This is a genomic window from Diaphorobacter sp. JS3051 (genome assembly GCF_015832135.1).
GTDB lineage: Bacteria > Pseudomonadota > Gammaproteobacteria > Burkholderiales > Burkholderiaceae_C > Diaphorobacter > Diaphorobacter nitroreducens.
Genome location: NZ_CP065406.1, coordinates 3991780 through 4014289, shown reverse-complemented (window position 1 = coordinate 4014289; position 22510 = coordinate 3991780). Strand labels below are relative to the sequence as shown.

Annotated in this window: 16 protein-coding genes, 5 tRNA genes and 4 pseudogenes; 23 read left to right on the top strand and 2 right to left on the bottom strand. The window is 62.9% G+C overall.

Features of this window, described 5'->3' with window-relative positions; all coding sequences use genetic code 11:
* The first annotated feature begins 34 nt into the window (after positions 1-34).
* The 13 genes from cadR to I3K84_RS19080 all read left to right on the top strand — a co-directional run bounded on the left by cadR (position 35) and on the right by I3K84_RS19080 (position 10409).
* Complete coding sequence (gene cadR / locus I3K84_RS19140) at positions 35-475, top strand: Cd(II)/Pb(II)-responsive transcriptional regulator (protein ID WP_011804717.1); 441 nt, start codon at positions 35-37, stop codon at positions 473-475.
* Between the two features lie 298 nt (positions 476-773).
* Complete coding sequence (locus tag I3K84_RS19135) at positions 774-2471, top strand: site-specific integrase (protein WP_196995177.1); 1698 nt, start codon at positions 774-776, stop codon at positions 2469-2471.
* Between the two features lie 38 nt (positions 2472-2509).
* Complete coding sequence (locus I3K84_RS19130; RefSeq protein ID WP_011804719.1) at positions 2510-3094, top strand: hypothetical protein; 585 nt, start codon at positions 2510-2512, stop codon at positions 3092-3094.
* Between the two features lie 628 nt (positions 3095-3722).
* Positions 3723-3796: transfer RNA gene (locus I3K84_RS19125), tRNA-Cys, on the top strand.
* A gap of 114 nt (positions 3797-3910) precedes the next feature.
* Positions 3911-3986: transfer RNA gene (locus tag I3K84_RS19120), tRNA-Gly, on the top strand.
* A 133-nt stretch (positions 3987-4119) separates the two neighbouring features.
* Positions 4120-4211, top strand: a tRNA-Leu gene (locus I3K84_RS19115).
* A gap of 12 nt (positions 4212-4223) precedes the next feature.
* Complete coding sequence (locus I3K84_RS19110) at positions 4224-4844, top strand: DUF6806 family protein (RefSeq protein WP_041836029.1); 621 nt, start codon at positions 4224-4226, stop codon at positions 4842-4844.
* Between the two features lie 100 nt (positions 4845-4944).
* Positions 4945-6918 (top strand): excinuclease ABC subunit UvrC, encoded by a 1974-nt coding sequence (gene uvrC / locus I3K84_RS19105; protein WP_011805816.1) that lies wholly within the window; start codon positions 4945-4947, stop codon positions 6916-6918.
* Between the two features lie 48 nt (positions 6919-6966).
* Positions 6967-7533 (top strand): CDP-diacylglycerol--glycerol-3-phosphate 3-phosphatidyltransferase, encoded by a 567-nt coding sequence (gene pgsA, locus I3K84_RS19100; protein ID WP_041836028.1) that lies wholly within the window; start codon positions 6967-6969, stop codon positions 7531-7533.
* A gap of 406 nt (positions 7534-7939) precedes the next feature.
* A complete protein-coding gene (locus I3K84_RS19095) occupies positions 7940-8212 on the top strand; it encodes an HU family DNA-binding protein (RefSeq protein ID WP_011805814.1) in 273 nt (90 codons plus the stop codon).
* 14 nt (positions 8213-8226) lie between these two features.
* A tRNA-Val gene (locus tag I3K84_RS19090) sits at positions 8227-8302 on the top strand.
* 59 nt (positions 8303-8361) lie between these two features.
* Entirely contained in the window at positions 8362-10284 is a 1923-nt protein-coding gene (locus I3K84_RS19085; RefSeq protein WP_015912839.1) for a SurA N-terminal domain-containing protein, read from the top strand.
* Positions 10285-10333: 49 nt separating this feature from the next.
* Positions 10334-10409, top strand: a tRNA-His gene (locus tag I3K84_RS19080).
* Between the two features lie 561 nt (positions 10410-10970).
* Here the strand turns inward: I3K84_RS19080 and I3K84_RS19075 are convergent.
* Complete coding sequence (locus tag I3K84_RS19075) at positions 10971-11273, bottom strand: hypothetical protein (protein ID WP_196995176.1); 303 nt, start codon at positions 11271-11273, stop codon at positions 10971-10973.
* A 371-nt stretch (positions 11274-11644) separates the two neighbouring features.
* On the opposite strand from I3K84_RS19075, the gene hsdR reads away from it, so the two are divergent.
* The 4 genes from hsdR to I3K84_RS19055 all read left to right on the top strand — a co-directional run bounded on the left by hsdR (position 11645) and on the right by I3K84_RS19055 (position 17655).
* On the top strand, positions 11645-14128 hold the full coding sequence (gene hsdR, locus I3K84_RS19070) for an EcoAI/FtnUII family type I restriction enzme subunit R (protein ID WP_196995175.1): 2484 nt from the start codon (positions 11645-11647) through the stop codon (positions 14126-14128).
* A 99-nt stretch (positions 14129-14227) separates the two neighbouring features.
* Positions 14228-15706 carry a class I SAM-dependent DNA methyltransferase gene (locus I3K84_RS19065; RefSeq protein ID WP_196995174.1) on the top strand — a complete coding sequence of 493 codons (1479 nt, stop codon included), beginning with the start codon at positions 14228-14230 and terminating at the stop codon, positions 15704-15706.
* An 11-nt stretch (positions 15707-15717) separates the two neighbouring features.
* Positions 15718-16494, top strand: a complete 777-nt coding sequence (locus tag I3K84_RS19060; RefSeq protein ID WP_196995173.1) for a restriction endonuclease subunit S — start codon at positions 15718-15720, stop codon at positions 16492-16494.
* Between the two features lie 42 nt (positions 16495-16536).
* A complete protein-coding gene (locus tag I3K84_RS19055) occupies positions 16537-17655 on the top strand; it encodes an IS630 family transposase (RefSeq protein ID WP_231403305.1) in 1119 nt (372 codons plus the stop codon).
* Here I3K84_RS19055 and I3K84_RS19050 read toward each other — a convergent pair.
* Positions 17650-17991, bottom strand: a pseudogene (locus tag I3K84_RS19050) (MerR family DNA-binding protein); the annotation flags it as partial. The gene I3K84_RS19055 and the pseudogene I3K84_RS19050 overlap by 6 nt on opposite strands.
* A 71-nt stretch (positions 17992-18062) precedes the next feature.
* Here I3K84_RS19050 and merT point away from each other — a divergent pair.
* The 6 genes and pseudogenes from merT to I3K84_RS22370 all read left to right on the top strand — a co-directional run.
* A complete protein-coding gene (gene merT / locus I3K84_RS19045; protein WP_011804695.1) occupies positions 18063-18413 on the top strand; it encodes a mercuric ion transporter MerT in 351 nt (116 codons plus the stop codon).
* A 12-nt stretch (positions 18414-18425) separates the two neighbouring features.
* Positions 18426-18713, top strand: a complete 288-nt coding sequence (gene merP, locus I3K84_RS19040; RefSeq protein ID WP_003116826.1) for a mercury resistance system periplasmic binding protein MerP — start codon at positions 18426-18428, stop codon at positions 18711-18713.
* Positions 18714-18723: 10 nt separating this feature from the next.
* Complete coding sequence (merA, locus tag I3K84_RS19035; protein ID WP_003098932.1) at positions 18724-20412, top strand: mercury(II) reductase; 1689 nt, start codon at positions 18724-18726, stop codon at positions 20410-20412.
* 9 nt (positions 20413-20421) lie between these two features.
* Positions 20422-21428 (top strand): annotated as a pseudogene (locus I3K84_RS19030) (Tn3 family transposase); the annotation flags it as partial.
* Positions 21429-21455: 27 nt separating this feature from the next.
* Positions 21456-21758: pseudogene (locus tag I3K84_RS19025) on the top strand (DUF3085 domain-containing protein); the annotation flags it as partial.
* 141 nt (positions 21759-21899) lie between these two features.
* A pseudogene (locus I3K84_RS22370) lies at positions 21900-22263 on the top strand (XF1762 family protein); the annotation flags it as partial.
* Positions 22264-22510 lie beyond the last annotated feature (247 nt).

Sequence of the window (22510 nt, the reverse complement as noted above, 5' to 3'; positions counted from 1 at the left end):
TCGCGAACTGTCACCGGCACAAGGGGAACCGCACATGCGCATCGGCGAACTGGCCCAGGCCAGCGGAACGCCCATCGAGACGATCCGCTTCTATGAACGAGAGGGGCTGCTGCCGGCCGCCGCGCGCACGGAGGGCAACTACTGCATCTACACCCCGCAGCATGCGGATCGGCTGGGGTTCATCCGCCAGTGCCGCAGCCTGGACATGACGCTTGACGAGGTGCGGGTGCTGCTGCGTTTCAAGGACCAACCCTTGGCCGATTGCGGCGAGGTGAACAGCCTGCTGGACGAGCACATCGGCCATGTGGCCGAGCGGATCAAGGCCCTGCGCGCCCTTGAGAAGGAGCTGAGGGCGCTGCGGGCGGCCTGCCCCGTGCCTCATGCCTCTGCCGACTGCGGCATCCTCCAGGGCATCGATCACGCAGGTGCGAAACCTGCGGCGGCTTCCAAGCGCCATGTGCGCGGCGCTCACTGAGCATTGCCTGGGGTCGGTGAGCGACGGGTTTCTGGTGCTGGCGGGGCCGACCGCTTGTGGCCGATGGCTGGTCTCCGCGAGCGGCAGCTTCCTGGAGCCTCAGTTGGGGCTGCACCCACCTCCCGGGCATCGAACTTGGGGTCTATCGTGATCACCTCGGCGTGCAACGGCACCCCGTGCTGAGTCTGCCAAGACTCTCACCGCGGTGAGAGTTCGCTGGCGAGCATATTCATCAGCAGTGATGCCAAGATAAACAACATTAGCGTGGCATGCATGCCGCGGGTCTAAACTGGCGCGGATGGAAAACGCGCTGTCAGCGCCGCCCAGCATGCTCACAGCCCCGACCTGGCCGGACGAGGCTTCGTTGGCCGCATTCCGCGCCTGGCTTCAAGGGGTGCCGACCCGCGCCGCGGTGGATCGCTATTTGCCTGATCGCCGGACTGCCGGCGCATCGGCGCGCTCCGTGATCGGGCGGGTGAAGCGCCAGCTCGTGGCCTTCGCGACGAGCCGTGCGCAGGCGGAACTGGCTTCCACACTCGCGGCGGCCAGTCCATCGGATCGGAAACTCGCCAGGGCAGCGACAGCCGCCATCGAGACGCTGCGAGGGATGCCGCGGCCGCAGCCCCTCATCGGCGACGCCGTCGAGCGCTGGCTACCCGTGCGGCTCGTGGACGTACTGCACGCGGCGGGCATTCGCACGCTGGCCGACCTGACCCTGCGCGTGCCCAGGCGCCGGCGCTGGTGGGCCGGCATCGCGGGGCTCGGGCCGGCCGGCGCCCGCCACATCGAGGCATTCTTTGCCCAACATCCTGCGCTCACCGAACGCGCTCGCGCGCTGATCACAGTGAACCAGGCGCAGGAACTGATCCCCTGGGAGCGACTGGTCGTCCCCGACGACGTCGATGGCTCACGGGGTACCTTCCGAGCGCCGCAAGCCAGCTGTGCGCTCGACGCCAGCAACGATTACCAGGCCGTGAACGCCTGGCTGTCGCTGCACGAGTCGGCGGCGACCCAGCGGGCCTACCGCAAGGAAGCCGAACGGCTGATCCTGTGGGCGATCGTCGAGCGAGGGCGGGCCCTTTCATCGCTGACCACCGAGGACGCCATTGCCTACCGCGCCTTCCTGCGTCACCCGGGCCCTCGCGCGCGCTGGGTCGGCGCACCACAGCCGCGGTTGTCGCCCGCGTGGCGCCCCTTCGCGGGAGAGCTCTCGGCGCGCTCCGCGGCTTACGCGCTGTCGGTACTCAACGCCCTGTACCGCTGGCTCATCGAGCAGCGCTACGTGCTGGCCAACCCTTTCGCCGGCGTCAAGGTGCGAGGGAGCCGGCCGGCGCAGCTCGACACGTCACACGCGTTCACCGAGCACGAGTGGAAGCTCCTCCGGGTCGTCGCCGACGGCCTGGAATGGTCCTACGGCTGGAGCGAGCCGGCAGCGCAGCGGCTGCGTTTCATGCTGGACTTCGCATACGCCACGGGCCTGCGAATCAGCGAATTCGTGGGCGCACGACTCGGCGCGGTCGACTCGGACGCACACGGCGACACGTGGATCGGGGTCGTCGGCAAGGGACACAAGGCCGGCAAGGTCGTGCTCCCGCCGCTGGCCCGGGCCGCCCTTGATCGCTACCTCGTTCAACGGGGGCTGCCCGTGACGCCTTCGAAGTGGCGTCCATCGACCCCGCTGATTGGCAGCCTTGGAGAGGATGGAAGTGGGATCTCCTCGTGGCGGCTATGGCGAGTGATGAAGCGGTTCTTCGCCACGGCGGCCGAAGTCGTGGAGGAAGCCACCCCGGCCCTTGCCGAGAAGTTGCGCCTGGCCACGCCGCACTGGACGAGGCACACGCATGCCACCCACCTGCTCGAAGGCGGCGCCGAGCTGACCACGGTGCGCGACAACCTGCGGCACGCCTCGCTCGCCACGACCTCGATGTACCTGCACACCGACGATGCCCGACGGGCCAAGCAGGTGGCTGATCGGTTCGCGGTGCCGCGTTCGTAGCCTAAAGTTGTCTCGCCTACACGCACACCGCATCACCCATGCAGCCAATCACCTGCGACGCCTGCCGTCAGCCCGCGCTCAGCCACGATGTCGTGAACTACGGGTCGACGGAGGGCGGCTACCGGCAGCTTTGCGGCCGATGCTTCAACGAGGCCGCCGCCAGCCGCCTCGGTCTGCATGGGTTTGAGCACGTGGTCTTCGAGCCCGTGCGCATGATCGACGGGCGTGGCGTCGAGCACGAGTTCCGGTTTCGCACCCGACTGTTCGGGCCCGGTATGGCGATCGACGCGTTCGAGCTGCGCGATGGCTGCCCGGCCGGGTATCGGTTTCAGGTGATCGGCGAGCCTGACGACGACCCTCTGGAGTTGCTGGGCAAGCTCATTGGCAAGATGCGCCGGGCCCTGGCTCTCACGCATCTTGAGGACACCGACCACGGGCCGCAGGTGAACGATCGCCTGATCCTGCGCGGCACCGTCGACAGCGATCCCGACGAGGACCACCGAGTGCCGATGGTCGTCATCGATGGTCGCGAGATCTCCTGGGACGAACTCGGCCGCATGGTGGCGGCCTTCGAGGGCTGGCAGTTCAAGCTGGAGTTTCGCGACCGAAGCGACGAGGTCTGACCCGGCAGATCGCGGGAAACCGCAGGGTGCGGCCTCATAGGGTGCCTGGGACGAAGCGCACCAATCTGCACGAAAAATGCGAAGCGCCCGAAAGTGCGGGAAACGTAAGTGCTTGTCGTGCAACGGGTTTTCGGAGCAAAGCGCACCAATCTGCACGAAAAGTACGACTACCCCGGCTGCCACTACACTGGCGCCGCGTTGCGCTCCGGCGAAGTTAGCCGCAGCGATGTAAAGATGAGTACTTGCGGTGTTCCGATGCCGGCGGTTGTGTCCTACAGCCGTCCAGGTGCCAGGCAGTCCACGCGACACCACCCCGCGCTGCCTGCGGAGCGAGCGCAAGTCATGATCGTCGCAAGTTGGAGTTCGATAGCGAACCCGCTCAGCAGCTGGACGCATCAGGCGTAACGACGGGTGGATGGATCATCCTTGGACGCTGGTGGAAGTGGTTGGATGAACTTTGTTGCCGAGGGCGAAAAACAAGGCTATAATTGAGTTCTTCGCTGATCACCACAGTGGAGAAAGTGATTGGGAAACAGAGACTTAGCGCTCTAGTGCATGACTCGTTTCCCGCTCCATATCCAGGAAAAGAGGAGGCAGTGCTTCCGCTTTTCATCAAGGCGCAAGACCTGGCGCGGTAGCAAAGCGGTTATGCACCGGATTGCAAATCCGTTTAGCCCGGTTCGACTCCGGGCCGCGCCTCCAGATGGTGTTATGTAGAGGAGGCGCAAGCTTCTTCAAAGGGTCAATTGGAAGCCTAATGGTGGAAAATTGATGCTACAATAAAAGTCTTTCCGGTGCCAGTTGGCGGCGGAAAATGCGGGAATAGCTCAGTTGGTAGAGCGCAACCTTGCCAAGGTTGAGGTCGTCGGTTCGAGACCGATTTCCCGCTCCAAAATTTGAAAGGGAAGCTACGGCTTCCCTTTTTTATTGGTCGAAGTGCTGGTGCAAGAAGTCGGTTCGTGTGTGGTGTTGCGCAACAATGCCGGCCCCGCTACTCTGTCTTCAGGGCTTGCATACCGACCGGCGCCCCGATGGTGAAATTGGTAGACACTGCGGACTTAAAATCCGCCGCTTCCTGAGAAGGGGCGTGCCGGTTCGACCCCGGCTCGGGGCACCATCTGGATTCGCTATGTCACATTACAACGCTCCCTTTGAAATCCACGTCCATGGTCAAGTGCAATTGCGTGCTGATGTGGACTTCAGTCAGCTTCAGGAAGCACTCAAGCCATTGTGGAAGTACGCTGGTGCGCGTTCTCTCGCGGATGGAGCTTCGAGCGCCTATGAGGAGGAGCCGGGCATACAGTTCGATGCCAAGGAGCACATCTTGCAGATGTGCTGGACGGTGCGTGGCGACGAAGACTTCCGCCAGTCTCTGGATGAAATGTGCATGAGTCTCAATGAATTGGCTGAGCAGGGCGCAGCCATCGAGGTGACGTTCTACGATGCCGAGTTCGATGAGGATGAGGCACCCGAGGACGAAGAGGCGCGTGATGATTTCGTGATGCTGTTTGTGGGCCCCACTCCCGCCGCCATCATGCAAGTACAACGTGACCTTCTTGTGCAAGACGTGGTCAATCTGATGGAGCGGCACTTCGACGGCTCGGAGCTCGGTGGCGTTGTCTCAGAGATTGACAAGCTCTTCTCTCAACGTTTTGATGCGCTGGTGAGTTCGCTTGAAATTGGTAAACCGCCACGAGGTCTGGGTGGCAGCGGGCATGGCGGCGGACGCCGGCCGCGTCACCTTCACTAACGTGCTCGACAAATCTCTGTGTCGAGCACCATGGCGTGAGCTGCAGTGCTCCCCTCGCACGGTATAGAAGAGGCTTTCGACGCGTGCCCACAATAGCGTCATGACCACAACCTATTCGGATGAGCTTCTGGCACAGGTGGCGGCGCTGCCACCTTTGCCCGGGGTGTACCGCTACTTCGATGCACAGAATGTCTTGCTATATGTCGGCAAGGCGCGCAACCTGAAAAAGCGGGTCAGCAGCTACTTCAGCAAGCAGCACGGAGGCACGCGCATTGGCCATATGGTGGGCAGAATTGCGCGGCTGGAAACGACGGTGGTGCGCTCCGAGGCCGAAGCGCTTCTGCTGGAAAATAATCTCATCAAGTCCCTGGGCCCGAAGTACAACATTCTTTTTCGGGACGACAAGAGCTACCCTTATCTCAAGATCACCGGTGTCTCGGCAAAGGACGGTACGGGGGATGCTCCGGGACAGTGCTACCCGCGCATGGCGTATTACCGCGGGGCAGTGGATAAACGTCACCGATACTTCGGTCCTTACCCTGGCGCATGGGCCGTCAAAGAGAGCATTCAGCTACTGCAGAAGGTTTTTCGGTTGCGTACTTGTGAAGACACGGTGTTTGCGAATCGCACGCGTCCCTGCTTGCTGTACCAGATCAAACGCTGCTCCGCTCCGTGTGTGGGTTTGATTTCCCCAACGGCCTATGCAGCAGATGTCCGCAGTGCGGAGTCGATGCTGCTGGGTGAAACCCAGGAACTGCTTCAAACGCTGGAAGAACGCATGCTCGCGTACGCCGAGAAGCTGGAGTTTGAACAGGCTGCCGAGGTCCGCAACCAGATCACGGCACTCGCACGTGTGTTGCACCAACAAGCGGTGGAGACGGCATCGGACAAGGACGTGGACATACTCGCCGTTAAAGTGGCTGGCGGCCGTGCCTGCGTCAACCTGGCGATGGTGCGCGGTGGCCGGCACCTTGGCGACAGGCCTTACTTTCCGGTTCACGTAGAGGAAGCGACAGGTGTCTTCCAACTGGAAACGCGCGAGGATGCCCCGGATAACCTGATGGTAGAGGAGGCTGGCGGACTCGAGCAGTCGGTGCCGGCGCAGATCCTTGCTGCGTTCATTGCGCAGCACTACCTGGGAGTACCGTTGCCACCGACACTGATCACGAGCGAGCCAGTCGACCCCGCATTGGTTTGGGTGCTGGCACAGCAGACGGGGGTGCGAGCGACAGTCGTCCACCAGCCGCGCGAGCAACGGCGAATCTGGCTGGAAATGGCGGAGCAGAACGCACAGATTCAGTTGGCACGGTTGCTGGCGGAGGAGGGTTCCCAGCGGGCGCGCACGCGTGCCCTGTCGGAAGCGCTGGATCTGGAGGCAGAGAGCTTGGATGACCTCACCATCGAGTGTTTCGACATTTCGCACACTGCAGGGGAGGCGACCCAGGCTTCCTGCGTGGTTTTTCATCACCACAAAATGCAAAGTGGCGAGTACCGCCGTTTCAAAATCGAGGGCATTACCCCGGGCGATGACTATGCAGCTATGCGTCAGGTACTCATGCGTCGCTACAGCAAGGTTGCCGAAGCACAGCGTGAGGCAGGGGGAGCGGAGGTGACAAATGCCCCGCGCTTGCCGGACCTGGTGCTGGTGGACGGTGGCAAGGGGCAAGTAAGCATGGCGCGCGATGTGTTCCAGGAACTGGGCCTGGATATCTCACGCATCGTTGGTGTCGAAAAGGGGGAGGGCCGCAAGGTGGGGCTGGAAGAACTGGTCTTTGCGGATGGACGCGACAAAGTCTATCTGGGGCGAGACTCGGCTGCGCTGATGCTCGTGGCGCAGATCCGTGACGAGGCCCACCGCTTCGCCATCACCGGAATGCGCGCCGCTCGTGCAAAAGTACGCGTAGGCGGCAGCCGATTGGAAGATATACCCGGTGTGGGGCCTAAAAAACGGGCAAGGCTGCTTCAGCGCTTTGGGGGCGTGCGCGGCGTGGCAGATGCCAGCGTAGACGACCTCGCCACGGTCGAGGGCATATCTCACGACTTGGCTGAAGAGATCTATCGCGCGCTGCGCTGACCCGGTTGACGGCCCGGGGCATTGCCGCGCGTGCCACAATTGGCACCCATGTTTTTCACTATTCCCACCATCATGACTTGGACGCGCATTGTCGCGATACCCTTGATCGTGGGAGTGTTCTATGCGCCGCTGGACCCTGCGATGCGCAACCTCATCGCCACGGTGATGTTCATCGTTTTTGCGGCCACCGATTGGCTCGATGGGTTTCTTGCACGCAAGCTCAACCAGACCTCCGCGTTCGGGGCGTTTCTGGATCCCGTGGCTGACAAGTTCTTGGTATGTGCGTCGCTATTGGTACTCGTGCATATGCAACGTGCCGATGTGTTCGTGGCACTCATCATCATCGGCCGCGAAATCGCTATCAGTGCCTTGCGGGAATGGATGGCGCAGATCGGGGCGAGCAAGAGTGTGGCCGTGCACATGATCGGCAAGCTCAAGACCACGGTGCAGATGATTGCCATTCCTTTCCTGTTGTATGACGGGCAGTTGTTTGGCGTCATTGACACGGGTGTATGGGGTACCTGGCTGATCTGGGGCGCCGCAGTGCTGACGGTGTGGTCCATGGTTTATTACCTGCAAAAAGCACTGCCAGAAATTCGAGCGAGAGTCCGTTAAGTTTCTTGCTACTGCTGGGAGAGCCTTGTGTCAAAAGGGTTCATTGCTATATATGACATAGCAAGGCAATCCGCGCCCACATGGAGACGGCTGGTGGCGGCAACTCGGCACCGCAGGGCGAAAGTGCTTGTCAATACGGAATGCGCCTAGCGCGCAAGGTCGAAACAAAAGCGGTGCTCGAATCCGGGACGGGGATCAAATACGACTAGAATTCGCTCCCACGCTGTCGCCCACGCGGTACGTCTTATTGACACCCTACAGTGCGATGGCTTTAATCTGACACAGCAATTTCTGACGCTGCTTCAGTTCCCTCCGCCTCTGCCTTTCGGACCGCTTCCGTTGCAGGGGGCGCGGAGGCCAGATTTGCATAAAGACATTCATCCACTCTTTTCCCGAGAGGCTTCTTGTGAATAAAACCGAATTGATTGAGCACATCGCCAACAACGCTGATATCTCCAAGGCTGCAGCTGCGCGCGCACTGGAGTCCACGATCGAAGCGGTTAAGAAGACTCTCAAGAAGGGCGGCACGGTGTCGCTCGTCGGTTTCGGCACATTCGCCGTCGGCAAGCGCGCTGCGCGCACTGGTCGTAATCCCCGCACGGGGGCTACGATTAAAATCAAGGCTGCTAAAGTTCCAAAGTTCCGTCCAGGCAAAGCACTGAAAGATGCTTTGAACTGATTGTGAAATATGGGGGGTGCTTAGCTCAGTTGGTAGAGCGGCGCCCTTACAAGGCGTAGGTCAGCGGTTCGACCCCGTTAGCACCCACCACCCCATTCAAAGGCGAACGCAAGTTCGCCTTTTCTTTTGCAGCTGTTGAAAGATTGACCATGTTCGAATCCATCCGCAAGCACTCCAAGATCGTCATGTTCTTGTTGTTCTTGCTGATCATCCCGTCGTTCATCCTCGTGGGTATCGACAGCAACTATTTCAGCGGAGGAAGCCCGGTGGTAGCGCGGGTCGATGGCAAGGACATCACCCAAGCCGACTGGGACAACGCTCACCGTATGGAGAGTGATCGAATCCGCGCTCAGTCGCCAGGTATCGACGCCAAGCTGCTGGATTCACCGCAGGCACGCTATGCCACGTTGGAGCGGCTGGTGCGTGACCGCGTGCTGCAAGTCGCGGCGCAGGACATGCACATGCTGACCAGCGATGCGCGGTTGGCACGCGAGCTGCAGAGCATTCCGCAGATAGCGGCGTTGAAACGAGCTGACGGCACGCTGGATGCCGAAGCCTATCGCGCCCTGGCTGGTGCGCAGGGACTCACCCCTGAGGGGCTTGAAGCACGCATCCGGCAGGACTTGTCGGTCAACCAGGTCATGGGCGGTGTCATGGGTTCAGCATTCAGCGGCCCGGCGGAAGCACGTTTGGCACTGGATGCACTGTTCCAGCGCCGTGAAATCCAAATCGCTCGTTTCAATGCTTCGGCGTTTGTGTCCAAGGTCGTGGTGACGGATGCCGACCTGGAGGCCTATTACACCGCCCATCCTGCGAAATTCCAGCAGGCTGAACAAGCGTCAGTGGAGTATGTGGTGCTTGACCTTGATGCCGTGAAAGCGGGAATCACGCTCAGCGAAGATGACCTGCGCACCTATTACAAGGAAAACCTGAATCGCCTCGCGGGCAAGGAGGAGCGTCGCGCAAGTCACATACTGATCAACGCCAGCAAGGACGCCCCTGCGGATGCGCGCACCCAGGCCAAGGCCAAGGCGGAGGAACTGCTCGCGCAGGTACGCAAAGCGCCGGGCAGCTTCGCGGAGATTGCCAAAAAGGAGTCGCAGGACCCGGGCTCAGCACCGTCCGGCGGTGACCTCGGTTTTTTTGGCCGGGGAGCCATGGTCAAACCCTTTGAAGACGCCGTTTTTTCCATGAAGAAGGGGGAGATCAGCGACGTAGTGGAAACCGACTTCGGCTTCCACATCATCCTGCTTTCCGATATCAAGACTCCGCGCCAGCCTAGTTTCGAGGAGCTGCGCCCCTCGCTCGAGGCAGAACTCAAGCAGCAACAGGCCCAACGCAAGTTCGCCGAAGTGGCCGAGGCGTTTGCCAATGGTGTGTATGAACAGGCGGACAGCCTGCAACCCGTCGCCGACAAGCTCAAGCTCAAGATTCAGACGGCCGACGGGGTTACCCGTACTCCGGCTGCGGGCGGCGCGGGGCCGCTTGCCAACGCACGCTTCCTGGAGGCGCTGTTCCAGTCGGACTCGCTGCAGAACAAGCGCAATACCGAGGCTATCGAGATCGGTACAAGTGTGCTGGCAGCCGGCCGCGTTACGGCATACCAGCCCGCCATGACGCTGCCGCTGGACAAGGCGCGCGACCAGGTGCGCGCGATCTATATCGCCGAGAAGTCCGCTGAACTTGCGCGGCAGGAAGGCCAAGCCAAACTGACCGCTTGGAAGGCCGCGCCGGACGCAGCCTCCGGGTTGACTGCTGCGTTGACGGTGTCGCGGGACCGGCTGCAGGATCAACCTCGTTCCGTGGTGGATGCCGCCTTGCGTGCCAATGTGGACCAACTCCCGGCCTGGACAGGTGTGGACCTTGGTGCGCAGGGCTATGCCGTGGTGAAAATCAACCGCGTCGTTCCCCGGGACGGTGTGGACGACGCTCGTGCGCGTATGGAGCGAGAGCAATACTTGCAATCGTGGGCGTCGGCCGAGGCGCTAGCGTATTACGATTTGCTCAAGCAGCGTTTCAAGGTCCAGATCAAGGCCCCCCGACCGGTGGCCCAGGCAGAGCTACAAAACTAAGCCGGTTACCTCAGCGGGTAGATTTATCAGGCTATAATTCAAGGCTACGGTGGCTGTAGCTCAGTTGGTAGAGTCCAGGATTGTGATTCCTGTCGTCGTGGGTTCGAGTCCCATCAGCCACCCCAAATAACAAAGGCCCCCGCAGCGCAAGCTGCGGGGGCCTTTGCATTCAACAAGGTTGGTGTGACCGGTGGCCTGACTGAAGAGGCACTCCCGAACAGCAGACTGATCGTGCCGGAAGTCGTTCGCCTGCATACGGTTTTGTCCGACGGGAGTGCCAAGTGCAAAGGCACTACAACCAGCACAAAGGATGCCCCATGCCAGCAACCCCCGCCCCTCAACCGGTCCCGCCCGTCCCGCCAAATCCCGGCGAGGTGCCGCCGCGACCTATTCCCATTGATCCGCCCGACAATACGCCGCCCATCGAACTGCCCGGTGACCCTATGCAAGAACCAAGCTAGTGGAGCCTGCAGGTGGTTTAACCCGGTAAGTTGGCTGGTATTTCCTCGTTGGGCTGCCGCGGTGGCGAGGCCGGTGGTGGGGCCGGTGGCAGATCACCGGGCGGGCGCGGTAAGTCGTCTGGCACAGTGTGCAGCGGGTGTTCTTTCGGGTCCTGGGGAGTCATGGCGTGAGTCCTGGGAACGGGGCGGGGTACCAAAGGTTGCTCTGCACAGTCGCACCGCACACTATCCTCCCGCCCCTTGAGGCAGATAAGCTGGCATGCGTTGGTGCGGCTCGCGAGGCTTTTTGAGCGGTGTCACATGAGGAATGGGCCCCGCAGGGTCGAGGATCAACCGCGAAGGTATGCCCGCAGTTGCGGGAGCCAGCTCGGCTTCCAGCCGTGCAATGCGCTGCCGGTACATCCGTGCCAGTGCAGCATGGTGTTCGGCAGCGTTTTCGTGTTCGAATGCCCCCATTCGCGCCTCATTCAGGCTGGTCTCGAGACGGTGGGCATACATGGCAGCGGGATCAAAGAGGCGCTTGAGCATGGTCTTCTCCTGTGAAGGGGTAGCAAGACCATAGAGCGCGCAACGCGCTGTAGGGTGTCGGACGGCGTCCCGCATTTCCGCCCGACAGTGGCACTTCGGCCGCAGAGAGACGTCTTCTCCAGGATGCGGAGGCACACTCGAAGCCCGGACGAGTTCACATAACGCCTTGAAAGCCGCACAGATGCTACGTTTCGTACTTTCGATTTTGAAAAGTACCATCATTTTCGGTGCGTCTCGTTTGTGGCGCTTAGGACACGCTATGAGACGGCTTTAATGGTAGTGATTCTTTCGGTGGTCTCGGGCAGGGGCGGTAGTATCCGGTAACAACCACACGCCGCCTTTGCATGCACTGGGATGGTGCGAACTGCCGAATGGATAAAACCAAACTCTCCGAAAGCGACATTTGCGAAAAGTTCATCCGGCCGGCCATGGAGCAGGCGGGCTGGGACGGCATGGACCAGATCTACCGGGAGTACCCGTTGCGCGCGGGCCGTGTGGTGGTGCGCGGCAAGCAGGCCCAGCGCGACAAAAGCACCGTGCTGCGTGCCGACTACGCCCTGTTCTTCAAGGCCAACATCCCCCTGGCCGTGGTGGAGGCCAAGGACAACCAGCATGCCGTGGGCGCAGGCATGGGGCAGGCCATCCAATATGCCGAGCTGCTGGGCGTGCCGTTCAGTTTCGCCAGCAATGGCGATGGCTTCGTGTTCCGTGATGCCACGCTGGCCGATGGTGTGCTGGAGCGCAACCTGACTCTGGAGGAATTTCCGTCACCTGCCGAGCTGTGGAGTCGCTACTGCGCCTGGAAGGGCTGGTCCGCCGAAGAAAGCCGCATCGCCGGCTTTGACTACGCCCCCAACAAGACCCCGCGCTACTACCAGCTCAACGCCGTCAACCGCGCCGTCGAGGCCATTGCCGCAGGGCAAGACCGCGTGCTGCTGGTCATGGCCACTGGCACCGGCAAAACCTACACCGCCTTCCAGATCATCTGGCGCCTGTGGAAGAGCGGCGCCAAGAAGCGCATCTTGTTCCTGGCCGACCGCAACATCCTCATCGACCAGACCATGGTCAACGACTTTCGCCCCTTCAAGGGCGCCATGGCCAAGCTCAGCCCCAACGCCAAGGGCGTGGAGCGTGTCGATGCGCAGGGCGCGGTGTCGGTCGAAGACGTGGACTTGGCTGTCAACAAAACCACCAAGCTGGTGGACAAGAGCTACGAGATTTACTTGTCGCTGTACCAGGCCGTCACCGGCACCGAGGAAGAGCGCAACATCTACAAGCAGTTCAGCCCCGACTTTTTCGACCTGATCGTGGTGGACGAATGCCACCGGGGCAGCGCGGCCGAAGACTCCGCTTGGCGCGACATCCTCACCTACTTTGCCAGCGCCACGCAGATCGGCCTCACCGCCACGCCCAAAGAAACCAAGGACGTTTCCAACACCGACTACTTCGGCGAGCCCGTCTACACCTACAGCCTCAAGCAAGGCATCGAAGACGGCTACCTGGCGCCGTACAAGGTCATCCGCGTCGATCTGGACAAAGACACCTTTGGCTGGCGCCCCACGGCGGGCATGACCGACAAACACGGCCACGCCATCGAAGACCGCATCTACACCGGCGCCGACATGAACCGCAAGCTGGTGCTGGAGCAGCGCGACGCCGTGGTGGCCGCCAAGATCACCGAATACCTCAAGGCCACCGACCGCTACGCCAAGACCATCGTCTTTTGCGAAGACATCGACCACGCCGCGCGCATGCGCCAAGCGCTGAGCAACGCCAACGCCGACCTGTGCGCCACGCAGCCCAAATATGTGGTGCAGATCACCGGCGACAACATCGAAGGCAAGCTGGAACTCGACAACTTCATCGACCCCGAGAAAACCTACCCGGTGATCGCCACCACCTCCAAGCTCATGAGCACCGGGGTGGATGCCCAGACCTGCAAGCTCATCGTGCTGGACCAGACCATCAAGTCCATGACGCTGTTCAAGCAGATCATCGGCCGTGGCACCCGCCTGCGCGAAGACCTGGGCAAGACCTGGTTCACCATCCTCGACTTCAAGCGCGCCACTGAACTGTTTGCCGACAAGGACTTTGATGGCGAGCCCGTGCAAATCTACGAGCCGGGCAGCGGGCAGCCCGTGGCGCCGCCCGAGCCGGCAATGCCAGGCGACATTCCGGGCGACGCAGGCACGCCCGGCGGTGCGTCAAACCCTCTGAACCCTCTTGACCCTCTGAACCCTCTTGGCCCCTTCGCGGGCGGCGGTGGTGCGGGTGCCGGCCCCAAGAAATATGTCCTCGGCAACAACGTCACCGTGTCCGTGGCCCGCGAGCGCGTGCAGTACCTCAACGCCCAGGGCAAGCTCATCACCGAAAGCCTGCGCGACTACACCCGCATCAACCTGCGCAAGCAATACGACTCGCTCGACCAGTTCCTGCAGGCCTGGCAGCAGGCCGACCGCAAGGCCGTGCTCCTGCAAGAGCTCGAAGGGCAGGGCGTGCCGCTGGAGGCCTTGGCCGACGAGGTAGGCAAAGACCTCGACCCATTTGATCTGCTGCTGCATGTGGCCTATGACCAGCCCCCGCTCACCCGCCGCGAACGCGCCCGCCGCGTGCAAAAGCGCAACGTTTTCACCCAATACGGCCCCGTCGCCCGCAAGGTGCTCGACGCCCTGCTCGACAAATACGCCGACGAAGGCATCGCCACCATCGAGAGCAACGACGTCTTCAAACTCCCGCCCCTCACCGACCTAGGCAGCCCCGTAGAGCTGGTGCGCAGCTTCGGCGGCCGTCCGCAATACCTCAGCGCACTGCAGGCGCTGGAGCAAGCGCTGTACGCTACGCACCCGGCCCACTAGCGGTGTGCCGCTGAGTACCGCCAAATACTCCTGATTTGATAGCTGCTGGCGCTTGATGGATAAGCGCTAGAGCCCATTTTTTCTTAAAGCCCGCACCCCATGTCCAACCTCACCCCCGTCATCAAATCCATCCAAGACATCATGCGCCAGGACTCTGGCGTGGATGGCGACGCCCAGCGCATCAGCCAGCTCACCTGGCTGCTGTTCCTCAAGGTGTTTGACGCGCTGGAAGAAGAACTCGAACTCACCCGCGACGACTACCAAAGCCCCATTGCCGAGCACCTGCGCTGGCGCCACTGGGCGGCCGATGCCGAGGGCATGACCGGCGACGCCCTGCTCGACTTTGTGGACAAGCAGCTCTTCCCCGCCCTCAAGGGCTTGAGCGCCGACCCACAGCGCAACCCACGCGGCTTCGTGGTGCGCGGCGTGTTTGAAGACGCCTACAACTACATGAAAAGCGGCCACCTGCTGCGCCAGGTGGTCAACAAGCTGAACGCCATCGACTTCAACCGCCAGGCCGAACGCCACCAGTTCAACGACCTGTACGAAAAGATCCTGCGCGACCTTCAAAGCGCGGGCAACGCGGGCGAGTTCTACACCCCCCGCGCCGTCACCCAGTTCATGGTGGACATGACCAACCCCCAGTTGGGCGAAAGCGTGATGGACCCCGCCACCGGCACCGGCGGCTTCCTCGTCTGCGCCATCGAGTACCTGCGCAAACAAGTGCACAACGCAGAGCAAGAAGCCGTGCTGCAAAACAGCATCCGCGGCGTGGAGAAAAAGCAGCTGCCGCACATGCTGTGCGTTACCAACCTGCTGCTGCATGGCATCGAGGTGCCCAGCCAGATCGTGCACGACAACACCCTGGCCCGCCCGCTGCGCGACTACACGGCGGCAGACCGCGTCAACGTCATCCTCACCAACCCGCCCTTTGGCGGCATTGAAGAGCCGGGCATCGAGGCGGGCTTCCCCGCCGACGTGCGCACCAAGGAAACCGCCGACCTCTTCCTCGTGCTCATCCAGCACCTGCTCAAACCCGGCGGCCGCGCCGCCGTGGTGCTGCCCGATGGCTTTTTGTTTGGCGAAGGCGTCAAGGCCCGCATCAAAGAGCAACTGCTGCAGCACTGCAACCTGCACACCATCGTGCGCCTGCCCAACGGCGTGTTTGCGCCCTACACCGGCATCAAAACCAACTTGCTGTTCTTCACCAAGGGCCAGCCCACCCAGCACATTTGGTACTACGAACACCCCTACCCCCAGGGCGTCAAAACCTACAACAAGACCAAACCCATCCGCATCGACGAGTTCGACGCCGAGAAAGCCTGGTGGGGCACCGAGCAGGACGGCTTTGCCGCCCGCGTGGAAAACGAACGGGCCTGGAAGGTCGGCATCGACCAGATCAAGGCCGCAGGCTACAACCTGGACCAGAAGAACCCCCACATCGGCGAACAGCAAAGCCACGACCCCGACGCGCTGCTGGCCGACTACGCCCGCCTGCAGGCCGAGGCCCAGGCCCTGCGCGATGAGTTGAAAGGCATCCTCTCCCAGTCTTTGGCCAAAACAGCCGCTAGCGCTTGAGGAATAAGCGCATGCTGCTATCAAATATGGAGCTACTCGCCACCGCCCCCGGTGGCGTCGCCAAACTGCGCGAACTCATCCTCACCCTGGCCGTGCAAGGCAAGCTGGTGCCGCAAGACCCGGCCGATGAACCGGCCAGTGTGCTGCTGCATAAGATTCGGGCGGAGAAGGATCGGCTGATTGCCGAAGGGAAGATCAAGCGGGACAAGCCGCTGGAGGCGATTGCGGACGAGGAAAAGTCGTTTGAGTTGCCGGTGGGGTGGTGCTGGGCGCGCATCGGCGAGTTGGGCGAAGTAGTTGGCGGCGGCACCCCGAGGTCTGACGAGCCGAAGTATTGGGCAAGTAAAGGCATTCCATGGCTGACACCCGCTGATCTTTACGGCCGGCGAGAAGTCACCATTGCTGAGGGTAGACGCGACATTAGTGCCGAGGGTTTGGCTTCCTCATCTGCGAGGGTACTGCCTTCAGGCACAGTTTTGTTTTCGAGCAGGGCACCAATTGGCTACGTGGCGATTGCTGCGAATTCACTTGCTACGAATCAGGGCTTTAAGTCTTGCGTGCCTCACTTAGCAGGGCTGAGTCATTACTTGTATTGGCATCTCAAGCAGTTAGCTCGAAAAATTGATTCCGAAGCCTCTGGCACGACTTTCAAGGAAATTTCCGGGAAGGACTTCGCCAACGTGGTTCTTTCGGTTCCCCCTCTCTCCGAACAATCCCGCATCGTCACCCGCGTCGCAGCCCTCATGCGCCTGTGCGATGCGCTGGAGGCCAAGGGCCAGCTAGTGTAGTGTTTGATTCTTAATGAAACTTAATTGAGCAACCACGCTCCAATGCTCTACTACGGTTTGCATTGGAGTGAAAAATTGCGAGTTGCCCCGACGATTGTGTTGACGGATGAAGAGGAAAGCGAGCTGAGCCGGCTGGCGCGCTCCAAGCGCACCAGCGTCAGATTGGCCCAGCGCGCCCAGATCGTGCTGCTGGCCGCGCAGGGGCTGCAAAACAAGGATATTGCCGAGCAGCTTGGCATTGGGCGCGTGCAGGTGGCGCGCTGGCGTGAACGCTACCTGCAATTGGGGCTGCAAGGTATCGAGCGCGACTTGCCGCGCGGCGCACCGCCGGTGAAGGTGGATGTGGCCAAGCTTGTGAAGCTAACCACACAGACCAAGCCCGAGGCGGCCACGCACTGGAGCACGCGCACGATGGCCGCTGAGTTGGGCGTCAGCGCCAGCACCGTGATGCGCCATTGGCAGGCCCACGGTCTCAAGCCTCACATCGTGCGCGGCTTCAAGGTCTCGCGCGATCCGCAGTTCGTGCAAAAGCTCGAAGACATCGTGGGGCTTTACATGTCGCCGCCCGAGCATGCGCTGGTGCTGTGCTGCGACGAAAAGAGCCAGGTGCAGGCGCTGGACCGAACGCAGCCCGGGCTGCCGCTCAAGAAGGGGCGCGCGGCCACCATGACGCACGACTACAAGCGCAACGGCACAACCACCTTGTTCGCTGCGCTCAACGTGCTCAACGGTCAGGTCATCGGCCAGTGCCAGCAGCGCCACACCCACATCGAGTGGCTGAAGTTCCTGCGTCAAATCAATCGGGAGACGCCCAAGGACAAGACGCTGCATCTGATCGCCGACAACTACGCCACGCACAAGCATCCAGCTGTGCAGGAGTGGCTGGCCAAGCACCCCAGATTCAACATGCACTTCACGCCGACCTCGGCATCGTGGCTGAACATGGTCGAGCGCTTCTTTCGCGACATCTCCGAGAACCGGCTACGCCGCGGGGTGTTCACCAGCGTGCCCGAACTCGTCTCGGCCATCGATGAGTACATCGCGCATCACAACACCAACCCCAAGCCGTTCATCTGGACCAAGAACGCTCGCGACATCCTGCAAAAGGTCATCCGCGCCAATAGCCGATTAAGTTCCAAACAGAATGCAACACTACACTAGCGTCGACAGGGCCTCTTCCATCCGCGTGAGGTCCGCCATGCGTGCGCGCACATCGGCCAGCCGGTGAGCAGCCAGTTCGGCCGCCTCGCTGCAATGGGTGCCGTCCTCCAGTTTCAGGAGCTGGCCGACTTCATCCAGGCTGAATCCCAGGCGCTGGGCTGACTTCACGAACTTCACCCGCGCCACGTCCGCCTGCCCGTAGCGGCGGATGCGACCGTAGGGCCGCTCCGGCTGGGGTAGCAAGCCCTTGAGCTGATAGAAGCGGATCGTCTCCACGTTGACCCGGGCTGCCTTGGCGAAGGCCCCGATGGTCAGATTCTCTTGAGCGTTCTCCATGGCGCTTGACTCCGTAGTTGACTACGGAAGTAACGTTACAGCATCAAGCGAAGTCCCGGAAGGAGAACCTTATGTCGGAACCCAAGAACGGCCGCGGCGCACTGGCGACCGGCGGCGTCGCGGCCGTCCTCGCCTCGGCCTGCTGCCTCGGCCCCCTTGTCCTGGTCGCGCTCGGCTTCTCTGGCGCGTGGATCGGCAACCTGACCGTGCTGGAGCCGTATCGGCCGATCTTCATCGGCGCAGCGCTCATCGCGCTGTTCTTCGCCTGGCGCAGCATCTTCCGACCAGCCCATGCCTGCAAGCCCGGCGACGTTTGCGCTGTGCCCCAAGTGCGGACTGCCTACAAGGTGATCTTCTGGATCGTGGCCGCCCTGGTTCTGGTTGCCCTCGCGTTTCCCTACGTCCTGCCGCTGTTCTACTGAAAGGAGATCACCATGAAGAAACTCACCACCCTCACCACCCTCATCGCCCTGGCCGCCGCTCTAAGCGCGCCCGCCTGGGCTGCCACCAAGACCGTCACCCTGTCGGTGCCCGGCATGACCTGCGCCGCGTGCCCGATCACGGTCAAGACGGCTCTGTCCAAGGTCGCCGGCGTCGAGAAGGCCGAAGTCAGCTTCGAGAAGCGGGAGGCCGTCGTCACCTTCGACGAGGCCAAGACCAATGCCGACGCCTTGACCAAGGCCACCGCAAACGCGGGTTACCCGTCCAGCGTCAAGCAGTGAGGGCGTAATCATGGCCGAGGCGATCACCCTCCACATCGAAGGCATGACCTGCACGTCGTGCGCCGAGCACGTCCAGCAGGCTTTGACGAACGTGCCCGGCGTGCGCGCGGCCTCGGTGTCCTATCCGCAGCGGCAGGCCGAAATCGAGGCGGATGCAGGCGTGAGCGTGGCCCCGCTGGTTGCCGCAGTGGCCACGCTCGGCTATCGCGCACGGCTTACCGACACGCCGAACAAGCCTGCCGGCCTGCTAGACAAGGCGCTGGGCTGGCTCGGTGGCGAAACGAAGCATGTTGGCGGTGAACAAGCGCTGCACGTGGCTGTGATAGGCAGCGGCGGCGCGGCGATGGCGGCTGCCTTGAAGGCCGTGGAGCAAGGCGCCCGCGTCACGCTGATCGAGCGCGGCACCATCGGCGGCACCTGCGTCAATGTCGGCTGCGTGCCGTCCAAGATCATGATCCGCGCCGCGCACATCGTCCACCTGCGCCGCGAAAGCCCGTTCGATGCTGGCCTGCCGGCCGCAGCGCCCGCTGTACTGCGCGAGCGGCTGCTGGCCCAGCAACAAGGCCGCGTCGAGGAGCTGCGCCATGCCAAGTACGAAGGCATCCTGGCAAGCACTCCGGCCATCACCGTGCTGCGCGGCGAGGCCCGGTTCAGGGACACGCGCACGCTGACCGTGGCGACCGCTGACGGCGGCACGCACGAGGTGAACTTCGACCGCTGCCTGATTGCCACCGGCGCGAGCCCGGCGCTTCCGCCAATCCCGGGCCTTGCGGACACACCCCACTGGACCTCCACCGAGGCGCTGGAAAGCAGCTCGCTCCCCGAGCGGCTGGCCGTGATTGGTTCCTCCGTGGTGGCGGTCGAGTTGGCGCAAGCCTTCGCCCGGCTGGGCAGCCAGGTCACGATCCTGGCGCGCAGCACGCTGTTCTTCCGAGAAGACCCGGCCATCGGGGAAGCCGTAACAGACGCCTTCCGCGCCGAGGGCATCGAGGTGCTGGACCACACCCAGGCGAGCCACGTTGCCTATGCGGGCGGGGAATTCGTGCTCACCACCGGGCAGGGGGAAGTGCGCGCCGACAAGCTGCTGGTCGCCACCGGTCGCGCGCCGAACACGCGCAGCCTGAACCTTGAAGCGGCAGGCGTCGAAGTCAATGCGCAGGGAGCCATCGTCATCGACCGCGCCATGCGCACGAGCGCACCGCACATCTTTGCTGCCGGCGACTGCACCGACCAGCCGCAGTTCGTCTATGTGGCGGCGGCGGCCGGCACGCGCGCCGCGATCAACATGACCGGCGGCGACGCGGCGCTGGACCTGACGGCGATGCCGGCGGTGGTGTTCACCGATCCGCAGGTGGCGACCGTGGGCTACAGCGAGGCGGAAGCGCACCACGACGGCATCGAGACCGACAGCCGGCTGCTGACGCTCGACAACGTGCCGAGGGCGCTCGCCAACTTCGACACGCGCGGCTTCATCAAGCTGGTGGCGGAAGCTGGCTCAGGGCGGCTGATCGGCGTACAGGCGGTCGCGCCGGAAGCGGGCGAACTGATCCAGACGGCCGCGCTGGCGATCCGCCACCGGATGACCGTGCAGGAGCTGGCCGACCAGTTGTTCCCCTACCTGACCATGGTCGAGGGACTGAAGCTCGCGGCGCAGACCTTCAACAAGGACGTGAAGCAACTGTCCTGTTGCGCCGGATGAGGAAAAGGGAGGTGTTCGATGAACGCCTACAGCCGCGCCAACCGCCGCATCTACGCGGCCTTGTCCGATCCCCTGTCGGCCACCCACCGGCACCGCCTCGACGATCTGCTCAAGCGCCACGACAACGGCAAGACGACCTGGCTGGCCTGGCTGCGCCAGTCGCCCGTCAAGCCGAACTCGCGCCACATACTCGAACACATCGAGCGCCTCAAAGCCTGGCAGGCGCTCGACCTGCCTTCCGGCATCGAGCGGTCGGTGCACCAGAACCGCCTGCTCAAGATCGCCCGCGAAGGCGGCCAGATGACGCCCGCCGATCTGGCCAAGTTCGAGGCACAGCGCCGCTACGCGACCCTGGTGCGCTCGCCATCGAGGGCATGGCCACCGTCACCGACGAAATCATCGACCTGCACGACCGCATCCTGGGCAAGCTGTTCAACGCTGCCAAGCACAAGCATCAGCAGCAGTTCCAGGCGTCCGGCAAGGCGATCAACGCCAAGGTGCGGCTGGCCACCTCGATCAAGCAGGGCACGGTGACGGCCTCGCTGATGCTCAGGAAACTCGGCAGCTACCCGCGCCAGAACGGCCTGGCCGTGGCGCTGCGCGAGCTGGGCCGCATCGAGCGAACGCTGTTCATCCTGGACTGGCTGCAAAGCGTCGAGCTGCGCCGCCGCGTGCATGCCGGACTGAACAAGGGCGAAGCCCGCAACGCGCTAGCCCGCGCCGTGTTCTTCAACCGGCTGGGCGAAATCCGCGACCGCAGTTTCGAGCAGCAGCGCTACCGGGCCAGCGGCCTCAACCTGGTGACGGCGGCCATAGTGTTGTGGAACACGGTCTATCTGGAACGGGCCTCAAACGCCTTACGCGGTCACGGCCAGACTGTCGATGACGCCCTGTTGCAGTACCTGTCGCCGCTGGGCTGGGAGCACATCAACCTGACCGGCGATTACCTCTGGCGCAGCAGCGCCAAGATCGGCGCGGGCAAGTTCAGGCCGCTACGACCGCTGCAACCGGCTTAGCGTACGATTTTTTCCGTTTTCTGAGACGTCCCCAATCAGTGCCGCATTGTCCTGGTCAAGGATCAGGGCGTGTACTTCCTCGCCGAGCGTGGGGAGCGTCGCCCGGATGGGCGCCAGGCACTGCTCGCCTACGCCGTCGGATGCAACCCGGACACCGACCCGTTCGATGACTGGTGGCACCTCGCCGGCCGCGAGCTGGGCGGCGATGACTTCGCGGAGTATTTCGACCCGAAGGACGGCCTGTTCACGCGCCTCCAGCACTCGGCGGACGATCTCGTGCTTTCCGCCACCGCCACGCACCTGTCCTTAGCAGTGGTGCCTCCCGCCTGACGCGGCAACCGCCTCGCAGCCCCCGCATCGGGGGCCTTCTTTTGTTCGCACCGCCGCCATCGCCGCGCGTGCGCGTTTGTCTCCAGCCGCCGAGGCACGCCCCGCCGGCCACAACGCCGGCATGCCACCGGAGACAACCGCATGAACACGCCATCGACCTCGCCGAGGCTGCACCTCCTACCGGTGTCGCTGCGCACGGCCAATGCATTCGTTCTGTCGCACCATCGCCACCACCGCCCGGTCCAGGGCGCGAAGTTCGCCCTGGCCGTCACGCTGAGCGACAGCGACCTGATCCACGGCGTGGCCATTGTCGGCCGCCCGGTCGCGCGGCACCTGGACGCTGGAAGTCACGCGGCTGTGCACCGACGGCACACCCAGCGCCTGCAGCAAGCTCTACGGCGCGGCCTGGCAGGCGGCAAGGGCGCTGGGCTACATACGCCTGCTCACCTACACCATGCCCGACGAAGGTGGCGCCAGCCTGCGCGCCGCCGGCTGGCGGCTGATCGGCGCGCGCGGTGGCGGCGCCTGGAGCCGTCCCGGCCGTCCGCGCGCCGATACCCCCGAGCACCTGCGCGGCGCCAAGTGCCTGTGACAGGCGCCGGGTGGCGCGGACAAAGGGAAACGCCCGGATGCCGATTGATTGCTGTCGCGCGCGCGAGGCCCGGCCATGCTGACCCCATGCCTGCTGACGTTGTCAGCGACATGCCAGGCAACCATCGGTCTTCGAGGTTGCGTCGCAGTTCCCACTGCGT